The 26033-nt window shown below is 70.9% G+C and carries 24 protein-coding genes; 10 read left to right on the plus strand and 14 right to left on the minus strand.

All coding sequences use genetic code 11. The annotated features are described in order from the left end of the window. Window positions 1-4 precede the first annotated feature (4 nt). Window positions 5-562 (plus strand): DoxX family membrane protein, encoded by a 558-nt coding sequence (locus Ate02nite_RS26400; protein WP_203810124.1) that lies wholly within the window; start codon window positions 5-7, stop codon window positions 560-562. 52 nt (window positions 563-614) lie between these two features. On the opposite strand, the gene Ate02nite_RS26405 is transcribed toward Ate02nite_RS26400, so the two are convergent. From Ate02nite_RS26405 to Ate02nite_RS26430, 6 genes are all read right to left on the minus strand, one after another. Next, complete coding sequence (locus Ate02nite_RS26405) at window positions 615-1583, minus strand: Acg family FMN-binding oxidoreductase (RefSeq protein ID WP_203810126.1); 969 nt, start codon at window positions 1581-1583, stop codon at window positions 615-617. Between the two features lie 16 nt (window positions 1584-1599). After that, window positions 1600-2205 (minus strand): SRPBCC family protein, encoded by a 606-nt coding sequence (locus Ate02nite_RS26410; protein ID WP_203810129.1) that lies wholly within the window; start codon window positions 2203-2205, stop codon window positions 1600-1602. Then, window positions 2202-2687, minus strand: coding sequence for a pyridoxamine 5'-phosphate oxidase family protein (locus Ate02nite_RS26415; RefSeq protein WP_203810131.1), 486 nt, complete (start codon window positions 2685-2687; stop codon window positions 2202-2204). The genes Ate02nite_RS26410 and Ate02nite_RS26415 overlap by 4 nt, the downstream gene beginning before the upstream one ends. Window positions 2688-2712: 25 nt before the next feature. Continuing rightward, on the minus strand, window positions 2713-3585 hold the full coding sequence (locus Ate02nite_RS26420) for a universal stress protein (RefSeq protein ID WP_203810133.1): 873 nt from the start codon (window positions 3583-3585) through the stop codon (window positions 2713-2715). 89 nt (window positions 3586-3674) lie between these two features. Further along, window positions 3675-5057, minus strand: a complete 1383-nt coding sequence (locus Ate02nite_RS26425; RefSeq protein WP_203810135.1) for a polysaccharide deacetylase family protein — start codon at window positions 5055-5057, stop codon at window positions 3675-3677. 39 nt (window positions 5058-5096) lie between these two features. Next, on the minus strand, window positions 5097-6509 hold the full coding sequence (locus Ate02nite_RS26430; protein WP_203810137.1) for a wax ester/triacylglycerol synthase domain-containing protein: 1413 nt from the start codon (window positions 6507-6509) through the stop codon (window positions 5097-5099). A gap of 108 nt (window positions 6510-6617) precedes the next feature. On the opposite strand from Ate02nite_RS26430, the gene Ate02nite_RS26435 reads away from it, so the two are divergent. After that, a complete protein-coding gene (locus tag Ate02nite_RS26435; RefSeq protein WP_203810139.1) occupies window positions 6618-7007 on the plus strand; it encodes a YybH family protein in 390 nt (129 codons plus the stop codon). Between the two features lie 5 nt (window positions 7008-7012). Here Ate02nite_RS26435 and Ate02nite_RS26440 read toward each other — a convergent pair whose 3' ends face one another. Together Ate02nite_RS26440 and ppdK are read right to left on the minus strand one after the other, a co-directional pair. Further along, on the minus strand, window positions 7013-7420 hold the full coding sequence (locus tag Ate02nite_RS26440; RefSeq protein WP_203810141.1) for a VOC family protein: 408 nt from the start codon (window positions 7418-7420) through the stop codon (window positions 7013-7015). 109 nt (window positions 7421-7529) lie between these two features. Continuing rightward, on the minus strand, window positions 7530-10211 hold the full coding sequence (ppdK, locus tag Ate02nite_RS26445) for a pyruvate, phosphate dikinase (protein WP_203810143.1): 2682 nt from the start codon (window positions 10209-10211) through the stop codon (window positions 7530-7532). A gap of 189 nt (window positions 10212-10400) precedes the next feature. On the opposite strand from ppdK, the gene Ate02nite_RS26450 reads away from it, so the two are divergent. After that, a complete protein-coding gene (locus Ate02nite_RS26450) occupies window positions 10401-10877 on the plus strand; it encodes a hypothetical protein (protein WP_239147706.1) in 477 nt (158 codons plus the stop codon). Further along, window positions 10874-11917, plus strand: coding sequence for an MAB_1171c family putative transporter (locus Ate02nite_RS26455; protein WP_203810145.1), 1044 nt, complete (start codon window positions 10874-10876; stop codon window positions 11915-11917). Before Ate02nite_RS26450 ends, Ate02nite_RS26455 begins: the two co-directional genes overlap by 4 nt. Here Ate02nite_RS26455 and Ate02nite_RS26460 read toward each other — a convergent pair. Then, window positions 11871-12272, minus strand: a complete 402-nt coding sequence (locus Ate02nite_RS26460) for a helix-turn-helix domain-containing protein (protein ID WP_203810147.1) — start codon at window positions 12270-12272, stop codon at window positions 11871-11873. The two genes, Ate02nite_RS26455 and Ate02nite_RS26460, sit on opposite strands and share 47 nt — an antisense overlap. A 179-nt stretch (window positions 12273-12451) precedes the next feature. On the opposite strand from Ate02nite_RS26460, the gene Ate02nite_RS26465 reads away from it, so the two are divergent. Next, entirely contained in the window at window positions 12452-13639 is a 1188-nt protein-coding gene (locus tag Ate02nite_RS26465; RefSeq protein ID WP_203810149.1) for a cytochrome P450, read from the plus strand. A 214-nt stretch (window positions 13640-13853) separates the two neighbouring features. On the opposite strand, the gene Ate02nite_RS26470 is transcribed toward Ate02nite_RS26465, so the two are convergent. After that, window positions 13854-14537 carry a hypothetical protein gene (locus Ate02nite_RS26470; RefSeq protein ID WP_203810151.1) on the minus strand — a complete coding sequence of 228 codons (684 nt, stop codon included), beginning with the start codon at window positions 14535-14537 and terminating at the stop codon, window positions 13854-13856. 119 nt (window positions 14538-14656) lie between these two features. On the opposite strand from Ate02nite_RS26470, the gene Ate02nite_RS26475 reads away from it, so the two are divergent. From Ate02nite_RS26475 to Ate02nite_RS26485, 3 genes are read left to right on the plus strand one after another with little or no spacing between them, the layout of a single operon-like run. Further along, window positions 14657-16108, plus strand: a complete 1452-nt coding sequence (locus Ate02nite_RS26475; RefSeq protein WP_203810153.1) for an FAD-linked oxidase C-terminal domain-containing protein — start codon at window positions 14657-14659, stop codon at window positions 16106-16108. Beyond that, window positions 16108-17226 carry an FAD-binding oxidoreductase gene (locus Ate02nite_RS26480; protein ID WP_203810155.1) on the plus strand — a complete coding sequence of 373 codons (1119 nt, stop codon included), beginning with the start codon at window positions 16108-16110 and terminating at the stop codon, window positions 17224-17226. The genes Ate02nite_RS26475 and Ate02nite_RS26480 overlap by 1 nt, the downstream gene beginning before the upstream one ends. After that, a complete protein-coding gene (locus Ate02nite_RS26485; RefSeq protein WP_203810156.1) occupies window positions 17226-18584 on the plus strand; it encodes a (Fe-S)-binding protein in 1359 nt (452 codons plus the stop codon). The genes Ate02nite_RS26480 and Ate02nite_RS26485 overlap by 1 nt, the downstream gene beginning before the upstream one ends. Here Ate02nite_RS26485 and Ate02nite_RS26490 read toward each other — a convergent pair. Further along, window positions 18578-20758: a rhamnogalacturonan lyase family protein gene (locus Ate02nite_RS26490; protein WP_203810158.1), complete on the minus strand. Its 2181-nt coding sequence runs from the start codon at window positions 20756-20758 to the stop codon at window positions 18578-18580. The genes Ate02nite_RS26485 and Ate02nite_RS26490 overlap by 7 nt on opposite strands. 124 nt (window positions 20759-20882) lie before the next feature. Between Ate02nite_RS26490 and Ate02nite_RS26495 the strand changes: the two genes are divergently transcribed. Together Ate02nite_RS26495 and Ate02nite_RS26500 are read left to right on the plus strand one after the other, a co-directional pair. Beyond that, window positions 20883-21986: a cellulose binding domain-containing protein gene (locus tag Ate02nite_RS26495; protein ID WP_203810161.1), complete on the plus strand. Its 1104-nt coding sequence runs from the start codon at window positions 20883-20885 to the stop codon at window positions 21984-21986. A 103-nt stretch (window positions 21987-22089) separates the two neighbouring features. After that, complete coding sequence (locus Ate02nite_RS26500; protein ID WP_203810162.1) at window positions 22090-24363, plus strand: putative bifunctional diguanylate cyclase/phosphodiesterase; 2274 nt, start codon at window positions 22090-22092, stop codon at window positions 24361-24363. A gap of 3 nt (window positions 24364-24366) precedes the next feature. On the opposite strand, the gene lepB is transcribed toward Ate02nite_RS26500, so the two are convergent. The 3 genes from lepB to Ate02nite_RS26515 are packed head-to-tail and all read right to left on the minus strand — an operon-like array spanning window position 24367 to window position 26012. Beyond that, window positions 24367-25077 carry a signal peptidase I gene (gene lepB, locus Ate02nite_RS26505; RefSeq protein WP_203810164.1) on the minus strand — a complete coding sequence of 237 codons (711 nt, stop codon included), beginning with the start codon at window positions 25075-25077 and terminating at the stop codon, window positions 24367-24369. Beyond that, window positions 25074-25394: a PadR family transcriptional regulator gene (locus Ate02nite_RS26510; RefSeq protein WP_203810166.1), complete on the minus strand. Its 321-nt coding sequence runs from the start codon at window positions 25392-25394 to the stop codon at window positions 25074-25076. The genes lepB and Ate02nite_RS26510 overlap by 4 nt, the downstream gene beginning before the upstream one ends. Before the next feature lie 45 nt (window positions 25395-25439). Further along, a complete protein-coding gene (locus Ate02nite_RS26515) occupies window positions 25440-26012 on the minus strand; it encodes a TetR/AcrR family transcriptional regulator (RefSeq protein ID WP_203810168.1) in 573 nt (190 codons plus the stop codon). Between the last annotated feature and the right edge of the window lie 21 nt (window positions 26013-26033).

Below are 26033 nucleotides of genomic sequence, written 5' to 3' on the forward strand. Positions count from 1 at the left end.
CACCATGACCACCGCCGGCCGGGACGTTACCGACCTCGAGAAGGCCGAGGCTCCCGGCGCCATGATCACCACTACCGCCGCGAAGGCACTCGCGGTACTCCGGGTTGCCACCGGATTCATCTTCCTGTGGGCGTTCCTCGACAAGACCTTCGGCTTCGGCTACGCCACTCCCAGCGCCAAGGCCTGGATCAACGGCGGCTCCCCCACCAAGGGCTTCCTGTCCAGCGTGGAGGCCGGGCCGCTCAAGGGCTTCTTCCACGACATCGCCGGCACCGGCTGGGCGAACTGGCTGTTCATGCTGGGCCTGCTCGGCATCGGCGTCGCCCTGATCCTGGGCATCGGCCTGCGGGCCGGCGCGGTCGCCGCGACGGTCATGATGGCGTTCATGTGGCTCGCCGAATGGCCGCTCGCCAAGGGTTCGAGCAACCCGATCGTCGATTACCACGTGATCTACGCCCTCTCCGCCATCACCCTGGCGCTCACCTTCGCGGGCCACACCTGGGGGCTGGGCCGCCGGTGGGCCGCCCTGCCGATCGTGCGCAAATACCCCTGGCTTATCTGAGCGCCGTCCCCCGCACCGCCCGGCCCCCGCGGCCGGGCGGTGCTTTCGCTGGTCAGGCCGGGTCGAGGACGTCGGCGAGGGTGCGGCGCGGTGAGGAGGCGGCCACCTGGCGGCCGTAGCCGACCCGCAGCACCAGCTGGGCGAACCGGCCCGCGTCCGGCGCCGCGAGGGCCTCCCGGACGGCCGGCACCTCGACCGGCTGGCTGATCGGCGTGGTGGCCAGGTTGAGCCAGGTCGCGGTGAGCAGGGCCCGCTGCAGCGCCTGCCCGGCCCGCAGCCAGTCGGCCGGCTCGTCGCCGTGGGTGGCCAGCACCAGCAGCGTCGGGTACGGCTCGAACGTCTCGCTGCGCCGGGGCAACCCGGACAGCTCGGCGAAGTCGCGGACCGGCATCGACTCGAGGGCGTCCCACGGCCCGGCCGCCCGGGCCGGCACACCGTCACGCTGGGTGCCGGCCGTCCAGCGGGCCAGCTCCTCCCGGTAACCGGGGAGCTCGTGCAACCGGCGGTCGGCCTCCTGGGCCAGCCCGAGGATCGCGTCCCGGGCCGTCGCCCCCGCCACGGTCAGCGTCGCGCCCTCCCGGCGGGCGGCGTCGGCGAGGTGCTCGAGCGCGTCGGCCGGGACGGCAGACTGGGCGAACGGCCACCGGTTGGTGTGCCGGTGCGGGATCGCCGCGTAGAGCGCCTCGACCGCCGGGTTGGAACTGGCCGGCTGGGCCGCGGTCACCCGGGCCGCCAGGTCGGGCTCGCCCTCGTCGGGGAACAGCTCCAGCTCGGAGCGGTAGCGGGCCTGCCGGAGCGCCAGCCGCAGGGTGAACACCGCGGCGCCGACGCTGATCAGCTGCTCCCGGCCGAGCGGGTCGATCACCCGCAGGCGGCGCGCCGGATCGGCGTACACCTCGGTGGCTGGCTCTTCGATCCGGAAACGCCACGGCTGGCTGTTGTGCAGCGAGGGCGCGGCGGTCGCCGCCCGGACGCACTCGGCGAGAACCTTCCGGGTCGGTCCTACGATCATCCTGTTCATCGCTGCTCCTCACCCGTCACATGGTCATGCGAGGCGCGTTCCATTCGGCTCGTTCCTTGACGCCGAGCAGCATCCGCCGTTCCATGACGAGGCTGCCCGGCTCCAGGACGGCGCGGTTCGCGGTGCGCCACAGCCAGCCGCCGGGCGGGGCCGCGACGCGGTTCCGGCTGATCAGCCGGGTGCCCAGCCACAGGCTGGACAGATGCAGGCTCCAGACCCAGTCGCCGGCGACGGAGCGCAGCACGAGGGTCTGTTCCGCCTCGCAGCGCTCGACCCGCATGCCCGCCACCGCCTGCCCTACGGGCAGGACGTCACCGACGGCGAGCTGCTGAAACTCCGGCAGGATGGCGTCGGCACTGCGGGTGCCGACAATCCAGTCGTACGAGTACGAACCGCCCCGCCCGCCGCCCATCTGCACCAGCCACGGCCAGACCGAGGACGGCGCCGCCGTGATCGTCACGGCACGCGTGGTGATCAGGGCGGCGTGCGGCAGCAGCTCGTCGCCGGGCAACTCCCGGCTGGCCTCCGCGGCGGTAGCGCCATAGGTCAGGCCGCGCCTCCGGGCCTGCACCGCGGCCGCCAGGGCGGCCCCTCCGACGGCCGTCCAGGTCGCCGTTCTCACGGTTGGCCGGCCTTTCCGGGTATGGGAAGACGCGCCCGCGAGGCCTCCTGGTCCCGCATACGCAGCAGCGGAACGCCCACGCCGTAGGTCACGAAGTGCCCCGCCGGGGTGATCTCCACGACCGAGCAGTCGGCCCGGCGCTCGGGCGGCAGCAACCGGCCGAGCCCCGGCAGGCCGGCCAGGATCGTCCCCGGGTGCACCACCGCGGTCGCGGCGAAACTGACCGTGGCCGGCGGGATCGGCACCAGCAGCGACATCACCCCGCCCCGCCGGATCGGCACGGTGACCGCCACCGATCCGCGGGCCGCGATATGCCTGGCCTTCCAGCTGTCCTTGGCGACCGCCACATACATCCGGCCGCCGGACATCACGTAGACGACCCCGCTGGACCGGGGCTCACCGTCGGGGGTGCCGTGGCTGAGGACCGCGAACGAGGTGTGCGAGAGGGCCCGCCACACCTCGTCGACGGTCAGCCGCCGCACGACGCCCCTCCCCGCCGGGTGCATGTCAGCCGACCGGTGGGCGGACGATGTAGACCGGGCAGGCGGCGTGGTGCAGCAGCTGCAGGCCGGTCGAGCCGAGCAGGGTCCCGGTGATCACACCGTGCCCGCGGCTGCCGACGACCACCAGCTGCGCCTTGGCCGACGCCGCGACCAGCACCGACGCCACGTTGTCGTGGGTGAACACGGTCTTGACCGGCACGTCCGGGTATTTGTCGCGCCACGGCGCGAGCTGCGCGGCGAGCCGGGTCTGTTCCTCGTCGTCGGAGTCGGGCGCCGGCACCTCGATCCCCGCCATGCCACTGACCCACAGCGGCACGGCCGGCTGGTAGGAGTGCACGACCCAGAGCGTGCTGCGGCGGCCCGCGGCGGCCTCGAACGCCGTCCCCAGGACGGTGTCCGCGACCGGCGAGTCGTCGACCCCGACGACAACCGGCCCCTCGGTCACGTCGCCGCGCCCGCGGATGACCACCACCGAGCACTTGGCGTGGGTGGCCACCCGCTGGCTCACCGAGCCGAGCAGCAGGCTGCCGAAGCCGCCGCGCCCGCGACTGCCCAGCACCAGAAGCTGGGCGGTCTCGCTGTCGGTGAGCAGCCGCGGCGCCGGGTTGCCGACCACCGGATCACCCTCGATGGTGAGCTCCGGGGCCACCACCCGGGCCTCGTAGACGGCGTTGGAGGTGATCCCCTCGGCCATCCGGCGGGCCTGGTCGAGGTAGTCGTGGTTCATGTCGTACCGGGCCTCGCGCCATTCCCAGTCGAAAGCGTGGGTGACCCGCAGCGGCACGCCGAGCCGCTGCGCCTCGCGGGCGGCCCACCGCACCGCCGCCTTGCTGCAGTCGGTGCCGTCAGCGCCGACGATGACCGGATTGACTCTCATGGTCCGCTCCTTTGCGTCTCCCTTCAGGCTTCTCCGAAGCGGTCCCGGGCGGCAGTGCGTGAGGTCCCATCAGGACGGACCGGAGGTCCCTAGTTCTGGATCACCGTCGCTGTTCCGGTCGCCGAGGACCAGACGATCGCGCCGTGCAGGAAGTCGTTGCGGTAGCCGCCCGCCACGACGTACTCATCGCTTGTGGGCGCGCCGAGCGCGCTGCTCATCGCCCCAAGCGAGAGATATTTGGTCAGGATCCCGCCGTGCACCTCGTGCGCGCCGGTGCCGCTCGTCCAGTAGATGTTGCCGCCCTGGAACTGCGAGCCGTAACCGCCGGTCAGTTTGGTCTCGTCGGAGCGCGGATAACCCAAGAAGCCGGCTTCGCCGTTCAAGGACCACCATTTGGTACGGATACCGCCCTGCACCGAGTGCGCGCCGGTCGCCGCCACCCAGTAGATCGAGCCGCCCTGGAAGTGGTTGAACCAGCCGCCACCGGCTCCCGCCGTCTCGTCGGACGTCGGGAAGGCCAGCACCGAGGTGACAGTGCCCAGCGCCCGGTACTTGGTCAGGATCGCGCCCCGGACGAACCGGGTGCCGCCGGCCGGCGAGTAGTAGATCCGGCCACCCTGGAACCACTGCACCGCGGTGGCGGCGGTGGTCGCGTCGAGCTCACCGGTGGTGGCCGCGCCGAACACCGACGACGCCCCGCCGGCGGCCAGGTATTTGCCCCGGATCAGGCCGCGGGTGACCGCCTGCCAGGGGCTGACGAAGCCGTACCCCATGCCCTTCAGCTTGTCGATGATCTGCTGAAGGTGGCCCGGATCGCTGGACGGCGTCGACACGTGCATCACGATGATCGTGCCCGGAACCGTGAAGCGATCGATCCGGTCGCTCACCGTCGGCCAATCCGCCGCCTGGTAACCGGTCGTGTCGAAGGTCCAGTCCAGGTTGACGTAGAAGCCCCGGGCGGCCAGGTCCCGGTTGAGCCCCGCGTCCAGGTAACCGGACCGGTACGGCGCCCGGAACCAGCCGGCCGAGCTGACGCCCGCGGCCCGGAAGGCCGCCTCGGACCGATCCAGCTGATCCCAGCGCTGCGCCTGGGTCAGGGTCATGAAGTCCGGGTGGCTGTAACTGTGGTTGATGATCTTGTGGCCGGCCGCGACCACCCGTCGCGCGTCGGCCGGGTTCTGCTCGGCGAACCGTCCGGTCATCCCGAACCCACCGGTGATGCCGTTGGCCGCGAGCACCTGCAGCACGGTCTCGAAGTTGGCCCTGCTGACCGCCTGCTCGGCGGCGGTGCCGGTGCGCCAGTCCAGGTCGAAGGTCAGGCTGGCCACGTTGGTGGTGTCGTAGCCACGGGTGAACACCTGTGCCTGAACGGGCGTGGTGTCCGAGGCGACGGCCGGCGCCGCCGCGGTGACGGCAACGGCAACCACCAGGGCCGGCACGGTCACGAGTCTGCGTAATCGTCGCACTTCCACGGATCTCACCTCCGTGCGCGGGCGTCGGTCGCCCGCGCCTCACCCTTCACCATGAGGGGTGCTCGCAATGGAGCTGAACTCGCCCGACAGCAGCTCACCGAGCCGGTCAAGGTCCGGGCAGCGATCCGGGTCGGCGACCACGGTGACCACCAGTTCGTCGAGGTAGGACAACGCCACGAAACTCACGGTCAGGTTGCCGCCCCCACCCACGACAACCGGAATCATCGCGCGCACCCGCACCCCGCCGAGACACACCGCGCGATCCGGCCCCCGGAGGTGGCTGACCAGGGTGTGCAGCCGCCGCTGCCGCCTCATGTACCAGCGATATCCCCCCATCCGCGCAAACAGCCGAAACCATCCGCCCAGGACGGTGACCGGCGAAGGCCCGGCGGCCTCAGCCCGGCGCCCTCGAACCTCAGCCGCAACAAGCGCGAGCCGCCCGGCGCGCGCACCGCCGGCCGGAACAGCGACCACCAGCGGACTACTCGCGTTCCCAGCAGACACCTCAGCCGGCCGCAGTGTCTTGGCCGATCCCAGCGCCCCAGCCAGGTGCGACGAGCTAGCCGAGCCGGGCGTTCCGGCCGGGTGAGGCATGCCGACCGGCACCGCTATGGCGACGGTGTCGAGGGTTTCGCCTCGCTCCTCGACCAGGTGGCGCAGGGCGTCGGCCACCGCTACCAGCAGGGCGGCGTTCACTCCGGCGTCGTTCCGGTGGGCGGCCTCCCGCAGGCCGGCGAGAGAGGCCCGGACCACGACGGCCCGGCGGCGGGCAGTGGTGGGTCGCAGCAGAGAGCTGGGCGGGAGGCGCCCGGGGTTGAGACCGCCACCGGCGGCCAGAGCGATCCGCAGCCGCCGCAGCCGGGCCGGTTGCGCCCGCAGCGCGGCGGCCCGATCTCGCCAGGCGCCGGCCGCAAGATGCCATGCCGCCGGCCGGGAAGAAGGCGGCCGGCGAAGGGACAGAGCCGGCAGAAGCAGGGAGGAGGGCGAGGACGGCACCGGTTCGGCCGGGTCGAGGAGCCGGCCGAGCACGGCAAGCCCGCCGAGGCCGTCGCTGAGGGCATGGTGGACGACCAGCAGAAGAACGCACCCGCCGCCGGTGAGCACGGCCCGCCACAGCGGCCGGTCGCGCGGCAACGGCCGCACCACCCACGGCATCAGCGAGTCGATCACGGCCGGCACCGCGCCCGCAGGTGGGCCGTCTACCGCATGGAAGTGGCGCTCGATGGCGAAATTCTCATCGTTGGACCAGATCGGTGGGCCGCAGGCCGGTGGGGTGCGGAGCAGCCGCTGGCGCAGCCGGGGCACCGCCGTCACCCGCTCGGCCAGCAGCCGGGCACAGGTGGTCGCCGACAGCGGCCGGTCAAGGATCAGCGCGACGGCCAGCTGCTCCGGGACCGGGCCGCGGTCGATGGCGAGGAAGGCGAGGTCGGCATCGCTCGCGCGCTCGATCACAATTCCTCACGGTAGGGCGGCACCGGCCCGCGCCGGCAGGGCCGGAAGACCCGGCACCGCCGGTAATTGCAGTGCGGGACGGGGGCAGAGGTGCGAAGCTGCCCGATCATGACGGGGAATCAAGAAACATTCGGCGCGGCGGTTGAGCGGCATCTGGCCGCGGTGACCGGGCGCGACCTGGACGGCTATCTCGCTACCGTGCACGAGGACGTCTCGCTGGTGCAGCTCAACGGGCGGATCATCGCCGGGCGGGCGGCGGTTGGCGAGTTTCATAAGGACTGGTTCGAGGATCCGGACTGGAGCTGGCGGCTCACACCGCTGCACAGCAATGCCACCGGCGAGACCGGGGTCGCGCTGTTCGCCGTTGACTACCACGACCTTGATCAGGACGGTAAGCCCTACAGCCTGCGTTACCTGCTCGGGCTTACCTTTGCCCGCCTCGACGCCGGGTGGCTGCTGGTGCACGACCAGAACACGCCGGCGCCGAGCACGGACTGAGCGGGTCAGGAACCGAGGACGTCGACCATCCACTGGATGCCGAACTTGTCCTTGACCTGGCCGAAAATGTCGCCCCACATCTGCTTCTCGAACGGCACGTGCACCTCGCCGCCCTCGGCCAACTTGTCCCAGATGGCTTCCAGGCCCTCGCCCGGGTCGCCGCTGAGGCTGACCGTGATGTTGTTGCCGGGGTTGAGGGTCATGCCGGGGGCGGTGTCGGAGGCCATCAGGTGATAGCCCTGGGGCGACAGCAGGTTGGCGTGCATCACGAGGTCGGCCACGGCGGGGTCGGGGTTGCCGAACTCGCCGAACGTGCTGACCTTCAGCTCGCCGCCGAGGACGGACTGGTAGAACTCCATGGCTTGGCGGGCGTTGCCGTCGAAGGTCAGGTACGGGTTGAGCTGAGACGCCATCGCAGGCTCCCTTGGCTGTGACTTGTCCTGTCACGGCCGAACTTAGACCCACCCACCGACAAAAACGCCCGGGAGAGCGACAAGCTCCCCCGGGCGTGCATAACAAATCTCAGCGGTGATCGGAGCCGGCGGACGTGATCGCGGCCCGGCCGGCCTCCAGCCGCGCCACCGGCACCCGGAACGGCGAGCACGACACGTAATCGAGCCCGACCTCGTGGAAGAAGTGCACCGACTCCGGGTCGCCGCCGTGCTCGCCACACACGCCCAGCTTCAGGCCGGGACGGGCCGCGCGGCCCTCGGCGGCAGCGATCCGCACCAGCCGGCCCACGCCGTCGCGGTCGAGCGACTCGAACGGGCTGATCCCGAAGATGCCCAGCTCCAGGTAGCGCCAGAAGAACGCGCCCTCCACGTCGTCGCGGGAGAAGCCCCACGCCATCTGGGTCAGGTCGTTGGTGCCGAACGAGAAGAACTCGGCGGCCTCGGCGATCTGGCCGGCGGTCAGCGCCGCCCGCGGTACCTCGATCATCGTGCCGATCAGCACCTTGACCCCGGAATCCCCGACCACCTCGGCGATGATCTTCTCGGCTTCCGCCCGTACCGTCTCCAGCTCCTGGACCGCACCCACCAGCGGGACCATGATCTCCGGCCGAGGGCGGCCGCCCTCGGCGGCCAGCGCGACGGCGGCCTCGGCGATGGCCCGCACCTGCATGGCAAAAAGACCGGGAATGACCAGACCGAGGCGTACACCGCGCAGGCCCAGCATCGGGTTGGACTCGTGCATCCGGCGGACGGCGGCCAGCATCCGCTCGTCGCGTTCGGACTCCTCGCCGCGGGCCTTGGCCACCGCCACCTGCACGGCCAGTTCCTCCAGCGAGGGCAGGAACTCGTGCAGCGGCGGGTCGATCAGCCGGACGGTGACCGGCAGCCCGTTCATCTCCCGGAAGATGTCCAGGAAGTCGGCCCGCTGCAGCGGTTGCAGCGCGCCCAGAGCGTCGTTGCGCTCGGTGTCGGTGCGCGCCAGGATCAGCCGTTCGACAAGCTCGCGCCGGTCGCCGAGGAACATGTGCTCGGTGCGGCAGAGACCGATTCCCTGCGCCCCGAAACGCCGCGCACGCGCGGCGTCGGGGCCGGTGTCGGCGTTGGTGCGCACCTTCAGCGCGGCGGCCCCATCGGCATGCGTCATCAGCAGGTGTACGGCGGCCACCAGCGGCTCATTGGCCAGCGCGGGGTCGAGATCGCCCTCGAAGTACTGCACCACCTCGGACGGCCGCACCGGAACCGAGCCGAGGTAGACCCGGCCGGTGGTCCCGTCGATCGAGATCACGTCGCCCTCGCGAACCACCTGGCCACCGACGCTGAACTGATCGCGTCCGATTTCGATCTCATCGGCACCGCACACGCAGGTCTTGCCCATGCCGCGGGCGACGACGGCCGCGTGCGAGGTCTTGCCGCCGCGGGAGGTGAGGATGCCCTGCGCCGCGATCATGCCGGACAGGTCGTCGGGGTTGGTCTCCCGGCGCACCAGGATGACCTGCCGCCCCTCGGCCGCCGCCGCCACCGCGTCGGCCGCCGAGAAGACCACCTCGCCGAAGGCGGCACCGGGTGAGGCGCCGACGCCGCGGGTCAGCGACGCCGGGTCGCCGGCCAGGTCGAAGCGCGGGAACATCAGCTGGGCGAGCTGTGCGCCGCTGACCCGGGTGAGCGCCTCGTCGAGGTCGATCATGCCCTCGTCGATCAGCTGGGCGGCGATGGTGAAGGCGGCCGCGGCGGTGCGCTTGCCGACCCGGGTCTGCAGCATCCACAGCTTGCCGCGCTCGATGGTGAACTCGATGTCGCACAGGTCGTGGTAGTGCGCCTCGAGGGTCGACATGATGCCGAGCAGCTCGTCGTACGACTTCTTGTCGATCTTCTCGAGGTCGGCCAGGGCGAGGGTGTTCCGGATGCCGGCCACCACGTCCTCGCCCTGCGCGTTCTGCAGGTAGTCGCCGTAGACGCCGCGCTCGCCGGTGGCCGGGTCGCGGGTGAAGGCGACGCCGGTGCCGGAGTCGGGGCCGAGGTTGCCGAAGACCATGGCGACCACGTTGACGGCGGTGCCCAGGTCGGCGGGGATGCGCTCCTGGCGGCGGTAGAGGACGGCCCGGTCGGCGTTCCAGGACCGGAAGACCGCCTCGATGGCCAGGTCGAGCTGTTCGCGCGGCTCCTGCGGGAAGTCGTGGCCGGTGTGCTTGGCGAAGACCTTCTTGTACGCGGTGACCAGCGCCCGCAGGTCGTCGGCGTCGAGCTGGACGTCGTCCTTGACGCCCTTGTCGACCTTCGCCTTGTGCAGCGCTTCCTCGAATTCCTCGCCGGGTACGTCGCAGACGGTCTTGCCGAACATCTGAATGAGCCGGCGGTAGGAGTCCCAGGCGAAGCGGTCGTTGCCGCCGGCCTGCCGGGACAGCCCGTCCACCGATTCGTCGTTGAGCCCGACGTTGAGGACGGTCTCCATCATGCCGGGCATGGAGAACTTGGCCCCGGAGCGGACCGAGACGAGCAGCGGATCGGCCGGGTCGCCGAGGGTGCGGCCCATGGTGGTCTCGAGCGCGGCCAGGTGGCCGTCGATCTCGGCGGCCAGTCCGTCGGCGTGGTGGCCCTCGGCGAGGTAGCGCTGGCACGCGTCGGTGGTGATGGTGAAGCCGCCGGGCACGGGCAGCCCGAGGTTGGTCATCTCGGCGAGATTCGCACCCTTGCCACCGAGCAGGTCCTTCATGTCCCTGTTGCCCTCGGCGAAGTCGTAGACGAATTTGCTCATGCCAGCCACCTCCGGTTTTGAATCCGCGGCCGAACTGGTTTCTGCCCCGCGATTCGTAAGGCTATGCAGACCTGGACCGAATAGTTAACCGGTAGGTGGGGTTTTCCACAGGCCTACGCCGTCTCGTGTTCGGGAAGCGCTCTCTCCGCGCAGTTCCGCGCAAACCGGCGGGCGAGTAGCCTGACGGCGATGATGGGACTTCGGCATCGGAGCGAGCAGCGCCTGCGCGGCATCCGAGTCCCTGCGCCCTTCGACCTCGATGCATTCTGCGGCGAGGTGGCCGCCCGCCGCGGGCGCCCGCTGATCCGCCGCCCGATCCCGGGGCTGAGCGCCGAGGCGCCGTGCGGCATGTGGATCGCCACCGACTCGGCCGACCACGTCTTCTACGACCCGGGCACGTCGCCGCTGCACGCCGAGCACATCGTGCTGCACGAGCTCGCGCACATCCTGAGCGGGCACGCCGGCGCCGACGGCACCCTGGCCCGGCTCTTCCCCGACCTCGACCCGGCCACCGTCCGCCGGGTGCTGGGCCGGGTCAGCTACACCACCGCCCAGGAACGGGAGGCCGAGATGATGGCCTCGCTGATCCGGGGCCGCTCCGCCCCGGCGCCGCGCACCACCCTCGGCCGGGTCGCCGACGCGTTCGGCTTCGTCGAACCACGATGATCCTGTCGGTCACGCTGCTCGTCCTGCTCTGGGGCGTGGTGGTGGCCCGGCTGCCGACGCTGTGGCGCGATGCCCGGCAGCGGGCGTTCTGGGCGACGGTCTTCACGCTCACGTTGATCAAGACGATCGTGCTGCTGTGGCCGGCCACGCCACTGCTGGTGCCCAACCTTCTGGGCGTGCTCACGGCGTACTTCCTGCTCTGCTTCCTGTCTTTGCTCTCGGGTCGTGGTCTGCGGAAATGGCACCTCGCGCTGACGGTCGCGGTGCTGGCGATCCTGGTCGCGCTGGCCGGCGATATCGAGCTTGACGGCGACCTGTCCGCAAGAACCATTGCCTACTGGGTCGTCCTTGAAGGGTTCCTGGGAACGGTGCTGGTCACGACCACCGTGCTGTTCTGGTCGGTGGCCAAGGAGGCACCGCCCGGACTCCCCCGCCTCGGGCTGCGGGCGATCTCGGCCGGCACCGCGATGGTCGCGCTCTACGCGGCGATCAAGACCGGGCTGATCCTGGGAGCGCCGCGCACCGACTTCGACCGGTTCGAGAAGTGGGCGCTCTACCTGCAGGGTGGTGGCACGCTGATCGCGGTGGCGGGCGCGTGCGTGCCGGCCGCCCGCCGGTCCCGGGCGATCCTCGGCGCGTACTGGTCGCTGCTGGTCCTGCGGCCACTGTGGAAGGCCATGCGGGACGCGTTCCCGGAGGTCATCCTGTTCACCCCGCGCCGGGCGGTGTTCGAGCTGGCCGGCGTCGACGACGTGCACCTGCGCCTGTACCGGCGGGTGATCGAGATCCGGGACGGGATGCTGGCGCTGCGCCCTTACCTGGCGGCCGGCCCGACAGCGGAGGGCGACCCGGCCCGGGCGGAGGCCGCCGCGATAGCCGAGGCACTCCGGCGCCACACAAAAGGGACAAAAGCCAAGCAGGGCGGTACGTTTGCCGAGGTCGGTCCCGAGATGAGCGACGAGGTCGCGTGGCTGAGCCGGGTGAGCCGGGCCTTTACGGGCGCTGCTCGGACTCCCACACCTTCCGGATCAGCTCGGTGATGGTCTCCCGGCCGCGTGGCGACACGTCGGCCGCGCGCAGCGCGATCTCGGTGACCCCGGCGTCGCGGATGGTCTGCAGCAGCTCAAGTTGAGCGTCGACCCGGCGGGTCTGCTCGTCGTCGAGGAAATAGGCGACCGGCACGCCGAAGTAGGTGGCCAGCGCGGTCAGGTGCGCGACGGTCGGGTTGTCGCGGCGGCCGGTGCGCAGCTGCCAGATGTAGGTGTGCGAGATCTGCACGCCCTGATCCCGGCGAATCGCCTCGGCGACCGCCATGTAGCTCGGTTCCGCCTGGCCCGCGGCGCGGACCCGGCGGAACAACCCGTCGAGCTTGCCGGTGATGGAGAAGGCGCCCACCACGCCCTCCTCCCCGTGTGAAGGTGCTTCATTCTGACGCCCATGAGCAAGAACGCGCGACCCCGCGTTCGTGCACATCCCCCGATGTAGGGCGTCATAAACTGTGGTTGATGAGACCGAGCTGAGCCTAGGCCACACGTTCCCGCCGCTCAACCCCCTGACCGGGTAGCGTCGGCCGGGTGGTGGACATTGTGGAGGGACCCGAGGTTTCGGCACTGCTCGACGAATTGACAACGTTAACTGGCCGCGACAATCCGTACCCGCGCTACCAGCGCCTTCGCGAGATCTCCCCGGTGGTGCGGGCCGACGACAACGCCCTGGTGGTGACCCGGCACGCGGACTGCGCGGCGGTCACCCGCGACCCGAAACTGGGGCACATGCCGGCCCACATGCTGGCCTTCGCCGGCCTGCCCGACTGGGATGACCATCCGGCCCTGCATCAACTCTTCACCAGCATGCTGGCGCTCAACCCGCCCGATCACACCCGGCTGCGGCGGCTCGTCAGCTCAGCTTTCACCGCCCGCCGGGTGCAGGCGCTGCGGCCGGCGATCGAGCGGATGGTCGACGACCTGCTGGCTGAGCTGAGCGGCCCGGCCGACTTCATCGCGGCGTTCGCGTTCCCGCTGCCGGTCAACGTGATCGGCGAACTGCTCGGCGTCCCCGAGCCGGACCGAGCCCAGTTCCAGACCCTGGTAAGAGACTGGTCGGGGCTGCTCGACGTGATTACTCCGGAGGTGATCGCCAAGGCCGACCCGGCCGCCGTGACCATGCGCGCCTACCTGGCCGAACTGGCCGCCAAGCGACGAAAAGACCCGAAGGACGACCTGCTCAGCGCGCTGGTGGACACCGACCTCACCGAGGACGAGCTGCTCACGATGGCCCTGCTGCTGTTCGCGGCCGGTTTCGAAACCACCACCAACCTCCTCGCGAACGGCCTGGTGGCCCTGCTGGACCGCCCCGACCAGATCCCCGCGCTGCTCGCCGACCCGGCCACCGCAACCGAGGAGTTGCTGCGCTTCGACTCGCCGGTCCAGCTGGTAGCCCGGGTGGCCTGGGAGGAGACCACCATCGGCGGAGTCTCGATCGAGCCGGGCGACCGGGTGGTCGCCTACCTGGGCGCCGGCAACCGCGACCCGGAGCGCTTCAACCACCCGGACCAGCTGGATCTGTCCAGATCAGACAACGCCCCACTGTCCTTCGGCGGCGGAATTCACTACTGCCTAGGCGCGCCCCTGGCGCGCCTGGAGGCCCAGGTGGCCTTCCCCGCGCTCCTGTCCCGCTTCCCAGGTGTACGCCGTGACGGCGCCCCCGACCGCAGAAACAGCCTGACGATCCGCGGCTTCACGTCCCTGCCAGTCATCTTCTAGCAACCAGCAGCCGAGGCGCAGCCAACGCGCGAAGCGCAACCACCGCACCGTGGGGTTTCAGGGGGCTCGGCCCCCTGAGTAGATATGCGAAGCGCCCCCGGTCCGCGCTTTTTGCGGACAGGGGGCGCTTCAAGCTAGCGCGCCGCTGCGAATTCCACGGGGGAAGAACTCGCAACGGCGCATGCCGAACATTAGACGAGAGCGACGCGGCTGTCTATCCCACTCGCTGCACAACCGTGCCAACGAGTTTCTGCCAGTCCGCGTCGAACTGCGATCCGGTGCTGGCGTTGTTCAGCTGATAGATCGCGTACGCATCGACGAGCACCACATTCGTCCGCTGGATGACGGTCACCGCGGTGTCGGCCGAGCCCGGGTGCGACGCCTCGTACTTCTTGTGCCGGATCACCGTGAACCCGGCCCAGTTGTCCTGCTTCAGCGGCTGCTGCTGCACCGTCTCGGTGTAGGCCGGCTCGTTGCGCTCGTCGTTCTCGACCGCGGCCACCGACAGGTTGCCCTGGCACTGGTCGGCGATCGCCTTGAGCCCGGTCATCGCCGCGTCGGCGCTCGCCTTGTCGGCATAGACCAGGGCGATCTGCTCGAGCGTCTGCGCGCCCTTGTCCCCCTCGTCGACAAGTGGCGACGCGACGACCTGCCCGCCCGGCGGCACCTCGGGCGCGGCGGTGGTGCCGCCGCAGATGCTGACCAGCTGGTCGGGGTCGGCGCTCTCCTCGGGTGCCCGCCAGGTCGGCCCGACGTCGGCCGCCTGCAGCAGGGCACCGCGCATGGTGGTGATGGAGATGTTCGACGTGTCCGGCTTCTCGCCGTCGTCGGAGCTGCAGCCGGCGGCCAGCCCGAGGGCGCAGAGGGCGGTGACGGCGACTCTCCCGGTCCTGAACATCGGGCCATCCTTGCAGAAGATCCTCGGGGCGCCGACTGAAGTACGCACGGTGACCTGGTGACCGGCGGACCGTGGTCGATTAGGTTGGCGGGAAAGGACCGACCGGCGAGGAGGCCGCGGTGATCGCAGGGCTGGCCGAACGGTTGCGGCGTGAGCTGGGCCCGGGCCGGGTGATCACCGACCGGCAGGAGCTGCGGACCTACGAGTGCGACGGCCTCGCCCACCACAAGGTGGTCCCGGCGCTGGCCGTGCTCGCCCAGAGCACCGCGCAGGTCGCGGCCACCGTCCGGGCCTGCGCCGAGGCCGGCGTGCCGTTCGTGGCCCGCGGCTCGGGCACCGGCCTGTCCGGCGGGGCGCTGCCGCACGCCGACGGGGTGCTGATCGTGACCGCCCAGATGCGCGACATCCTGGACATCTCGCCGGCCGACGAGCGGGCCGTGGTCCAGCCCGGCGTGATCAACCTGCAGCTGACCCGGGCCACCACCCCGGCCGGTTACTACTACGCCCCCGACCCGTCCAGCCAGCAGATCTGCTCGATCGGCGGCAACGTCGCGGAGAACTCCGGCGGCGCCCACTGCCTGAAGTACGGCTTCACCGTCAACCACGTGACCGGCCTCGAGGTGGTCACCCCGGACGGTTCGGTGACGCGACTGGGCGGCCGGGCCCTCGACCCGCCCGGGTACGACCTGATCGGGGCGTTCGTCGGCTCGGAGGGCACGCTCGGCGTCGCCACCGAGGTGACCGTGAAACTCACCCGGCTGCCCGAGACGGTCCGCACGCTGCTCGCCGCCTTCCACGGCGTCGACCAGGCCGGCGCCGCCACCAGCGCGATCATCGCGGCCGGGGTGGTGCCGGCCGCGATCGAGATGATGGACGCGCTCGCCATCGAGGCGGCCGAGGCCGCGGTCGCCTGCGGCTACCCGCCGGGCGCCGGCGCCGTGCTGATCGTCGAGCTGGACGGACCGGCCGCCGAGGTGGCCGCCCAGTTCGACGAGGTCGTCGCGCTCTGCGAGGGCAGCGGCGCCTTCGAGATCCAGATCGCCGCGGACGACAGCCAGCGGGCACTGTTCTGGAAGGGCCGCAAATCGGCGTTCGCGGCGGTGGGCCGGATCAGCCCCGACTACATCGTGCAGGACGGGGTGATCCCGCGAACCGCCCTGCCCGAGGTGCTGCGCCGGATCGACGAGCTGGCGACGTCCAACGGCGTCCGGGTGGCGAACGTCTTCCACGCCGGCGACGGCAACCTGCACCCGCTGGTCCTGTTCGACGACGCGGTTCCGGGCGAGGCCGAGCGGGCCGAGACGACCTCCGGCGCGATCATCGACCTCTGCATCGAGTACGGCGGATCGATCACCGGCGAGCACGGGGTCGGCGCGGACAAGGCCAAATACATGCCGCGGATGTTCGGCGACGACGACCTCGACACCATGCAGCTGCTGCGCTGCGCGTTCGACCCGGCCGGGCTGGCCAACCCTGGCAAGATCTACCCGACGCCCCGGCTCTGCGGCGAACGCCCCGGCCGGCACACGGCCGGCGACACCGCGAACCGCGACGGCGCGGAGGTCTTCTGATGACCGCGCTCGACGAGCTGACCCGCCCGGCCGGCGACGACGACGTGGTCGGCGGCGTGCCGGCCCGCCTGGTCGCGGCGCCCCGCGACACGGCCGAGGCGTCCGCGCTACTGGCGGCGACGCAGGATCTGACCGTGGTCATCCGGGGCGCCGGCACCAAACTCGACTGGGGTCCTCCCCCTCGCGCCCTCGACCTGATCATCGACACCCGGCACCTGGCCGGCGTCGTCGAGCACGCGGCCGGCGACCTGATCACCATCGTCCGGGCCGGGACACCCCTGGGATCACTCGACCTGGGCGAACAACTGCTCGCCCTGGACGGCCCGGCCGGGGCCACGGTCGGCGGCACGGTCGCTACCGCGACCAGCGGCCCGCGCCGCCTGCACTACGGCGGCGTCCGCGATCTGCTGATCGGCATCACGGTGGTCCGGGCCGACGGCAAGGTCGCCAAGGCGGGCGGCAAGGTCGTCAAAAACGTCGCCGGGTACGACCTGGGAAAGCTCTACACCGGCTCGTACGGCACCCTCGGCCTGATCACCGAGTGCGCGTTCCGGCTGCACCCACGCCCGCAGCACGCGCTGTTCGTCCGCGCGGTCGCACCGCCCGCCGAGGCGGCCAGGATCCGGGCCGCGGCGATCGCCCCGACGGCCGTCGAGATCGACTCGGCCACCGGCGAGTTGGCAGTCCTCATCGAAGGCACCCCGGACGGCGTCCGGGAGCGGGCCGATCTCCTCGCGAAGCTCCTCAATGCCGATATTTCCGATAAGTCGCCCGAGTGGTGGGGCGCGGACCCCTGGGCGCCGGGTGGGATCGGGGTCAAGCTCAGCGTGCCGCTGTCGGCCGTGCCGACCCTCGCGGCCGGACCCGATGCCGTACGCGGCTCGGCCGGCACCGGAGTTCTCTACGCGGCGGCCGCCGGCATCACCGAGGTGGAGCGGTTGCGGGCCGCCTGCGTGCGGCTCGGCGGCCACGCGGTGGTGCTCACCGCCCCACCCGACGTCCGCGACATTCTGGACATGTGGGGGCCGACGCCGGGCCTCCCGCTGATGCGACGGATCAAGGACCAGTTCGACCCGGGCCACCGCTTCGCGCCCGGCCGATTCGTGGGAGGCATCTGATGGTCGACGCCACCTGGGGCACCGGCGAGGCGCCGCGCGACGTGCTCGGGCCGGTTTCCGGCGGGCCGGCCTTCGACGACGACCATCCGCCCACCAAGGACCTGATCGCGGACTGCGTGCACTGCGGGTTCTGCCTGCCGACCTGCCCGACCTATGTGCTCTGGGGCGCCGAGGCGGACTCACCGCGCGGGCGGATCTATCTCATGAACCAGGGCGTCAACGGGGAACCCCTCAGCGACTCCATGGTGGAGCACTTCGACAACTGCCTCGGCTGCATGTCGTGCGTGACCGCGTGCCCGTCCGGGGTGAAATACGACCGGCTGATCGAGGACACCCGCGCCCAGGTCGAACGCCGCCACCCCCGCACACCCCGGGAGAAAGCACTGCGGGCGGCGATCTTCGCGCTCTTCCCGTACCCCCGCCGGCTCCGGCTGCTGCGCGGACCGCTCCGCGCGTACCAAAGCTCTGGCCTGCAAAAACTCGTAGCCCGCAGCGGCCTCCTGCCGCGACTGGCACCCACCCTGGCGACCTTGGAATCGCTCGCGCCGAAGCTGCGCGGCGCGCCGAAGCCGCCGCGCCGCGTCGCGGCGCGCGGCCAAAGGCGGGCCGTCGTGGGCATGCTCACCGGTTGCGTGCAGAGTGCGTTCTTCCCGGACGTCAATTCCGCGACCGTACGGGTACTCGCGGCCGAAGGATGCGACGTCCTGATTCCGCCGTCGCAGGGCTGTTGCGGGGCGCTGAGCGTGCACAACGGCCGCCGCGAGGAGGCGCAGCGGTTCGCCCGGAAGTTGATCGACACGTTCGAGACCTCCGGCATGGACTACTTCGTGGTGAACGCGGCCGGCTGCGGATCGTCCCTGAAGGAGTACGACGAGCTGCTGGCCGACGACCCGGCCTACGCGGCGAAAGCGGCGGCGTTCACCGCCAAAGTCCGGGATCTGGCCGAGCTGCTGCACGAGCTCGGTCCCGTCGCACAGCGGCATCCACTGGAGTTGACGGTCGCCTATCACGACGCCTGCCATCTCGGGCACGCGCAGGGTATCCGTACCCAGCCTCGGTCTTTGTTGTCGGATATTCCGGGTTTGAAGTTGCATGAGATCGCCGATCCGGAGATCTGCTGCGGTTCGGCGGGGATCTGGAATGTGCTGAACCCCGCGCCGGCCGCGTCGCTCGGCGACATGAAGGCCCGCAACGTCCTCGCCACCGGCGCGTCGCTGCTGGTAACGGCCAACCCGGGCTGTCTGATGCAGATCGCGGCGGCCGCGCAACGCCAGGGTGGTCGAATCGCCCTGGCGCACACCGCCCAGGTCCTGGACGCTTCCATCCGGAACCTGGGCGGTGACGCCCTGCTTCACTGAATCGCGAAGCTCGGGTGTGGTGGCTGGTTGTAAGCCGTGTTCTGCCAGGCGATGGCCTCGCGGTACTGGACGTCGTGCAGGAGGGTGACGATCCGGCGGTCGGTTGGCGTCGGCGTGCTGTAGATGCGTAGCGCGTTGTTCGCGGTGGTCGGCCAGATCACCTCCTCGCGCCAGTCGCCGAGCAGGTCGCCGGAGAGCGACGGGGTCGACTTGGTGCTGTTGTTGGAATGCACGTCGGCGGCGGTCAGCAACCGGGTGTCGGCGGACGTGCCGTACTTGTCGATGTGGGTGCCGTCGAGCAGTTCGCGGGTGGCGTCGCCGTCCCACCAGACCACGAAGTTCGTCGAGGACGGCTTGCGGCTGGAGACCACCGCGCCGGACGGGCTGCGCACCCCGTCGGCGGCCGACGACCAGGACTCGGCACCGGGGCTGCCGGCCCAGATGTCGGCCGAGACGCCGCGGCCGTTGTCGCCGTTGGCCGGGGTCGACCAGATGATCTGGCCGGTCTTCGCGTCCGCGAAATAGGACGACGGCTTGCTGCCGTCCTCGTCGACCTTGAACTCCTCGAGACCCGGACGGGACGGGTCGAGGTCACCGACGTGCATCGCGTCGCCGTGGCCGTAACCCGTGTTCCAGAGCTTGGCGCCGTTGTCGTCGATGGCCATCGCGCCGTACACGATCTCGTCCCGGCCGTCCTGATCGACATCGGCGATGGACAGCTGGTGGTTGCCCTGGCCGGCGTAGGCGGTGTTGCCGCTGGTGTTGGAGTCGAAGGTCCAGCGCCGGGTCAGCGTGCCGTTGCGGAAGTCCCAGGCCACCAGCACGCTGCGGGTGTAGTAACCGCGGGCCATGATCAGGCTGGGCCGGCTGCCGTCCAGGTAGGCCGTGCCGGCCAGGAAACGATCAACCCGATTGCCGTACGAATCACCCCAGCTCGACACCGTGCCCCGGGCCGGCTCGTAGTTCACCGTCGACGCGGCGGCCCCGGTGCGGCCGTCGAACATCGTCAGGTACTCCGGGCCGGACAGGATGTAACCGGACGAGTTGCGGTAGTCGGCGTTCGCGTCGCCGATCACCCGGCCGGTGCCGTCCACGGTCGCGTCGGCGGTCTTCATCGCCACCTCGGCGTCGCCGTCACCGTCGTAGTCGTACACCTGGAACTGGGTGTAATGCGCGCCGGCCCGGATGTTGCGGCCGAGGTTGATCCGCCAGAGGCGGGTCCCGTCCAGCTTGTAGCCGTCGACGTAGACCGGATCGGTGACGCCGGACTGCGAGTTGTCCTTGGCGTTGGTCGGGTCCCACTTCAGGACGATGTCCAGCTTGCCGTCGCCGTCCAGGTCGCCGGTGCTGGCGTCGTTGGCGACGTAGAGCGCGCTGTTCGGGTTCTGGATCGGCACGTCCAGGTAGCCGTTGGCGAAGTTCAGGGCCGGGCCCTCGGCGGCCTGCTCGGTCCCGCCGACGACGGCCTTCACGGTGTACGTCTGACCGGCCGCCGCGCCGGAGTCCAGGTAGTTCGTCGACGCCGTGAGTGGGCTGGCGGTGAGCTTGGTGGTGCCGCGGTAGACGTTGAACGCGACGCCATTCGGGTCGGTGCCGAGCAGCCGCCAGCTGACCAGGTTTCCGCTGCCGGAGTGGACGCTGATCACGCCGCGGTCGAGTTTTTCGACCTGCTTGCCGTTGACGGTCGAGGTGCCGCCGCTGGGTGGCGGGGTGGTTGTCGGCTGCGTCGTGGTGGGCGTGCTGGTCGTCGGCGTGGTGGTGGGACTCGTGGGCGTAGTACCACCGGTGCACGCGGTGCCGTTGAGGCTGAACGACGCCGGGGTGGCCGCCGTGCCGGTCGCGTTGAAGCCGAAGCTTGTCGTCGCGTTGGTGGCGAGCGCGGCGTTGTAGCCGGCGTCCTTCACCGAGACGTTCGCGCCGGACTGGGTCACCACCCCGTTCCACAGCTGGGAGATGGTCTGGTCGCCCGGGAAGGCGTACGTCAGGGTCCAGCCGTTGATCGGATCGCCGAGGTTGGTGATGTCCGCGGAGGCGCCGAACCCGCCCGGCCAGGTGTTGGTGACGGTGTATTTGACCTGGCAACCGGCGGCCGCGTCGGCTCGCGTCGCGACCAGGAGTCCCGCACCGGCGGTGGCAACGGCGAGGGCGGCGGCGATCTGTTTCCTTCTGGCCACGCAAGGCCCCTTAGATTTACAGTCATGGATTGGGAGCGCTCCCAGACTGAGGCGTGCCACCGCGTTCGTCAAGCTCCCGTAACCGTTCCCCACCCACGTCCCGCATCCTCCGGGAGGAACCCCCATGCATCGACGATTGGCGTTATTGGCCGTCGCCACCGCTCTCGCCTCCACCGCGGTGATCACCGCGGGCCGGGCCGACGCCGCGGCCGGCTGTCAGGTGAAGTACACGATCTCCAGCCAGTGGCCGGGCGGCTTCGGGGCCGCGGTCGACGTCACCAATCTCGGCGACGCGATCAACGGCTGGTCCCTGGTGTTCAACTTCGGCGCCGGGCAGACGGTGACCCAGCTGTGGAACGGCTCGGTGACCCAGTCCGGCGCGGCCGTCACGGTCCGCAACGCCGCCTGGAACGCCTCCCTCGGTGCCGGGGGAACCGCGTCGTTCGGCTTCAACGGCTCGTGGACCGGGAGCAACCCGGTGCCGTCGTCGTTCACCCTGAACGGCGTGGGGTGCACCGGGGCGGTCACCACCACCGCGCCGACCACCGCGCCGACCACCGCACCCACGACCAGTTCCCCCACAACTACCCCGACAACCACGCCCACCACTCCCCCGGCCGGGTCGCCCGTCAAGATCATGGCGCTCGGTGACTCGATCACCGGATCGCCCGGCTGCTGGCGGGCGCTGCTGTGGCAGAAGCTGCCGGCCGCCCAGGTCGACTTCGTCGGCACCCTGCCCGGCCAGGGTTGCGGCTTCACCTACGACGGCGAGAACGAGGGCCACGGCGGTTACCTGGCCATCAACGTCGCCAACCAGGACCTGCTGGTCGGCTGGCTCGCCGCCACCGACCCGGACGTGGTGCTGATGCACTTCGGCACCAACGACGTCTGGTCGAACCTGCCCACCACGCAGATCCTCACCGCGTTCACCCGGCTGGTCACCCAGATGCGCGCGTCGAACCCGAACATGAAGATCGGCGTCGCCCAGATCATCCCGATGAACCCGAGCAGCTGCACCGAGTGCGGTGCCCGGGCGGTGGCGCTGAACGCCGCCATCCCGGCCTGGGCGGCCGGCCTCACCACGGCGGCCTCCCCGATCACCGTGGTCGACCAGTGGACCGGCTTCGACACGGCCACCGACACCTACGACGGCGTGCACCCCAACGACGCCGGCAACGTCAAGATTGCCAACCGCTGGTACCCGTACGTCTCGGGCGCCATCTCCTGAGAAAGTCCGGCGGCCCGAACCGTCAGGTCCGGGCCGCCGGCGCCGATCTCCACCAAGTCCCGAGCTATCCGGTTCAGCCGCCGGGTCGGACTGGAGATCCCTAATGCCCGCAACATCAGGTGCCCTCAGCACCGCGCCACGGCCCAGCCGGGCGTGGCTGTGGTTCCTGCTCGCCGGCTCGGTCGTCGCGGCGGCGTACATCGTGCTGCCGACGAACCAGTTCACCAACTGGCTCTTCCCGGCGGTCAACTCGAGCGGCGCGGTGGCCGCCATCATCGGCGTGCGCCGGAACCGGCCCCGCAACCGGTCGGCCTGGTGGATGCTGGCCGTCGCGCTGTCCCTGTCGGCCGCGGGCGACATCATCTTCGCCGGCTACGACCTGTTCAACGCGGAAGCACCGTTCCCGTCGGTCGCCGACATCCTGTACATCGGCGCGCACCTGCTGGCCGCCGCCGCGGTGGTGCGGCTGAGTCATCACGCCGGCCGGGACAGCATGCTCGAGGCCGGCGTCCTGACCGTGCCGCTGGCCCTGCAGTACTGGATCCACATCATCAGCCCCACCCTCCGCGACCAGAACGGCAGCAACGCGCTCGCCGTCCTGGTCGCCGTCGTCACCCCGGTCGGCACGCTGATCGTGCTGTTCGGCGCGCTGCGGGCCGGGCTGTCGATGGAGATGCGCAAGTGGCCGGCCCGGCTGCTGGTGGCCGGCATGGTGGCCTGGTTCATCCCGGACGCCTACTACGCGACCGCCAGCCTGAACGGCACCTACAACGCCGGTGGCTGGATGGACCTCGGCTGGATGCTGATGCCGCTGCTGCTCGGCGCGGCCGCCCTGCACCCGCAGATGCCCCAGCTCAACGTGCCGCTGCACGTCTCCACCAACATCCTCAGCGTGCGCCGCTACCTGATGGTCATCGCGGGTGTGCTGGCCCTGGACGCGTACGCCGCCTTCACCACGCACGGCCCGCACCGGCTGGTCTCGTTCGCCGTACTCGCCTCGGGTTTCCTGGCCGCGGCGCGGATCCGCCGCCCGCTGAGCGACATGGGCCGGCGGGCCACCCGGGACGGCCTGACCGGCCTGCCCAACCGCACCGAGCTGGTTCGCCGGCTCACCTTCGCGCTGGCCGAGCTGCCGGCCGACGGGAGCAGCAAGGTCGCCCTGCTCTTCTGCGACCTGGACCGGTTCAAGGACGTCAACGACAGTCTCGGCCACGCGGCCGGCGACCGGATGCTGATCACCATCGCCGAGCGGATCGTCGCCTCGGTCCGCGACGACCGGGACGTGGTGGCCCGGCTCGGCGGCGACGAGTTCGTCATCCTGATGCCGGACGCCACCGACGAGGCCACCGACCTGGTCGCCCAGCGCCTGGTCACCACGTTCACCGACCCGATCATGATCGACGGCACCGAGGTGTTCCCGTCGGTCTCGGTCGGCGTGCGCACCACCGACGACTACCGGGCCGACCCGTCCGTCCTGCTGAACGAGGCGGACGCGGCGATGTACCGGGCGAAGAGCGGCGGCCGCGGCCGCGCCGAAAGATTCGATGACCGGTACGCGGCGGAGGCGAGCGCCCGGCTACGGCTGGACGCCGAGCTGCGGCACGCCCTCGCCAACGACGAGCTGACCTGCGTCTTCCACCCGGAGATCGACCTCACCAGCGGTTCGCTGTACGCCCTGGAGGCCCTGGTCCGCTGGCAGCACCCGACCCGCGGCCTGCTGTCCCCCGACGAGTTCGTGCCGCACGCCGAGGCGGTCGGCCTGGTCGGCATCCTGTTCGAGCAGGTCCTGGACCAGGTGCTGACCGCGCAGGACGGCTGGCTGATCGAGTTCGGCTGGCGCCCGACGGTCGCGGTCAACGTCTCCCCCCGGCAGCTGACCAACAGCCGCCTGGTGCAGGTGGTGCTGGCCGCCCTGGAGGCGCACGGCGCCCCGCCGTCGGCCCTGATCCTGGAGGTCACCGAGACCGCCCTGGTCGACGACACGGTGATGACCGGAACCCTGGCCGAGCTGCGCCGGCACGGCGTGGCGGTGGCCGTCGACGACTTCGGCACCGGGTACTCCTCGGTGTCCCGCCTGGCCGACCGGCACTGGGATGCCCTGAAGATCGACCGCAGCTTCGTAGCCGGCATCACCGGCGACCCGGCCCGCGAGGGCGTGGTCCGCGCGATGATCGCCCTGGCCCACGCCCTGCGCCTGCGCGCGATCGCCGAGGGCGTCGAGGACGAGCCGACCCTGCAGATGCTCCGCGACCTGGGTTGCGACGCCGCCCAGGGCTACCTGTTCACCGTCCCGGTAGACGCCGCCGAGATCAGCCGCATGATCCTCAAGTCCCCCGAGTGGAACGCGGTCGGCACTCCCCTCCCCTCGGTCGCCTGACGGCTACAGCCGGAGCAGGACCCGGCCGTGCAGGGCGCCCTCGTCCACCGGGCCGTACTTCCGGGAGTCCTCGGAGACGATGCGGTGGTCACCGAGCAGGTAGAGCTGGTGCGGTGGCACGGTTGTGGCGGTGCAGTCCTCCATACGCGTGTATTCCGGATCGGGCGAGAGGTACGGCTCGTCGAGCGGCGCACCATTCAGCCACACCCCGCCGCCGCGGCACTCGACGGTGTCTCCGGGCAGGCCGATGACCCGCTTGATGAGCAGCCGGTCGGTGCCCGGCCGGTTGAGCTCGACGACGTCCCCCCGTCGGACGCCGGTGAGCCGGAAGGCCACGAGATCGACCACGTAGCGGTCGCCGATCAGGTACGTCGTCTCCATGCTGCCGTTGTCGACATACCCGACGGTCAGCACGAAGCGGTTGACGACCAGCCCCACCGCAAGGCCGATCAGCACGATGAGCACGACCCGGCGCCGGATCCGGACGATCCGCGGCAGCTCCCGCCGGCGGGCCCGGCGCTCGTGCCACATCACCCGAAGACCGCCGGCGGCCCAGCGGACGGCCTCCCGGTCCCCCGTCGTCTCGGCGAACTCGGCCAGGATCGCCTCACCCCAGTCACCGCCACGCTCCCGGCGGCCACGGACGGCGAGGACAAGCACCGCGTACGCGAGGCGGCGCACCGCGCTCTCCCGTACTGCTTGGTCGGCGCTCACGCGGTGCGCGCCTGGATCGCGGGACCGATGGTCCGGGGTTTGGCGGCCTTGGCCGCGAGACGCTGCCCGGCGAGCGCGGCCCCGTCGGCGGTCAGCCGGTACAGATGGCGCGGCGGCCGGCCCGGCTCCTCCGACGGTTCCCACGAGGTCTCGAGCAGTTTCTGCTCGCTCAGCCGCATCAGGATCGGATAGAGCGTGCCCGAGGCGAGCGACGTCTCCTTACTCAGGTCATAGCCGTAACGCCAGCGCGCCGGCTCGTCCAGCAGCACGCTGAACAGCAACAACGTCTGCGGCGACGTATGCGGTATCCGTGGCATGCGCGAAACTCTACATAACTCGACTATCCGCCGGCAACACCCTCCTCAGCGGGTGCGCAGGCCGTCCAGCAGGACGGTCAGGTAGCGGCGGGCGGTCGCCACCCGGTCCGGGGCGCTCGGGGCCGGATGGACGGTCGCCGCGAACATCACCCCGCACATCAGCGGCACCAGGTCGGCCGTGGTCACCGCTGGGTCGGCGACGCCGGCCGCGTGCGCGCGCTCCAGCAATTGCCCGAACATGCCGACCAGCCGCTCCTTCAGCTCCGCGGTGCGCGGCAGGGCGCTCTCGGCGGAGGCGAAGACCGGCGGCAGCGACGGGTCGGTGATCTGCGCCTCGACCGCCGCGTACAGAAAATCACGCAGCGAGACCCACGGGTCGTCGCCGGCCAGCGCCTCCTCGGCCCGGGCGACCTGCGCCTCGAGGCCCGGCACCGCGATCGCCTCGACCAGCGCCTCCGGGGTCGGGAAGTGCCGGTAGACGGTGGCCACCCCGACCTCGGCGGCGCGCGCGACGTCGTTGAGCTGGATCGGCGTGCCCTCTTCGACGAGCCGGCGGCCCACCTCGACGATGCGGTGCCAGTTGCGGGCGGCGTCCTTGCGCAGCGGGGCGGCGGTCATGCTCACCACAATAACCGGATA

It is taken from the genome of Paractinoplanes tereljensis (assembly GCF_016862435.1).
Taxonomy (GTDB): domain Bacteria; phylum Actinomycetota; class Actinomycetes; order Mycobacteriales; family Micromonosporaceae; genus Actinoplanes; species Actinoplanes tereljensis.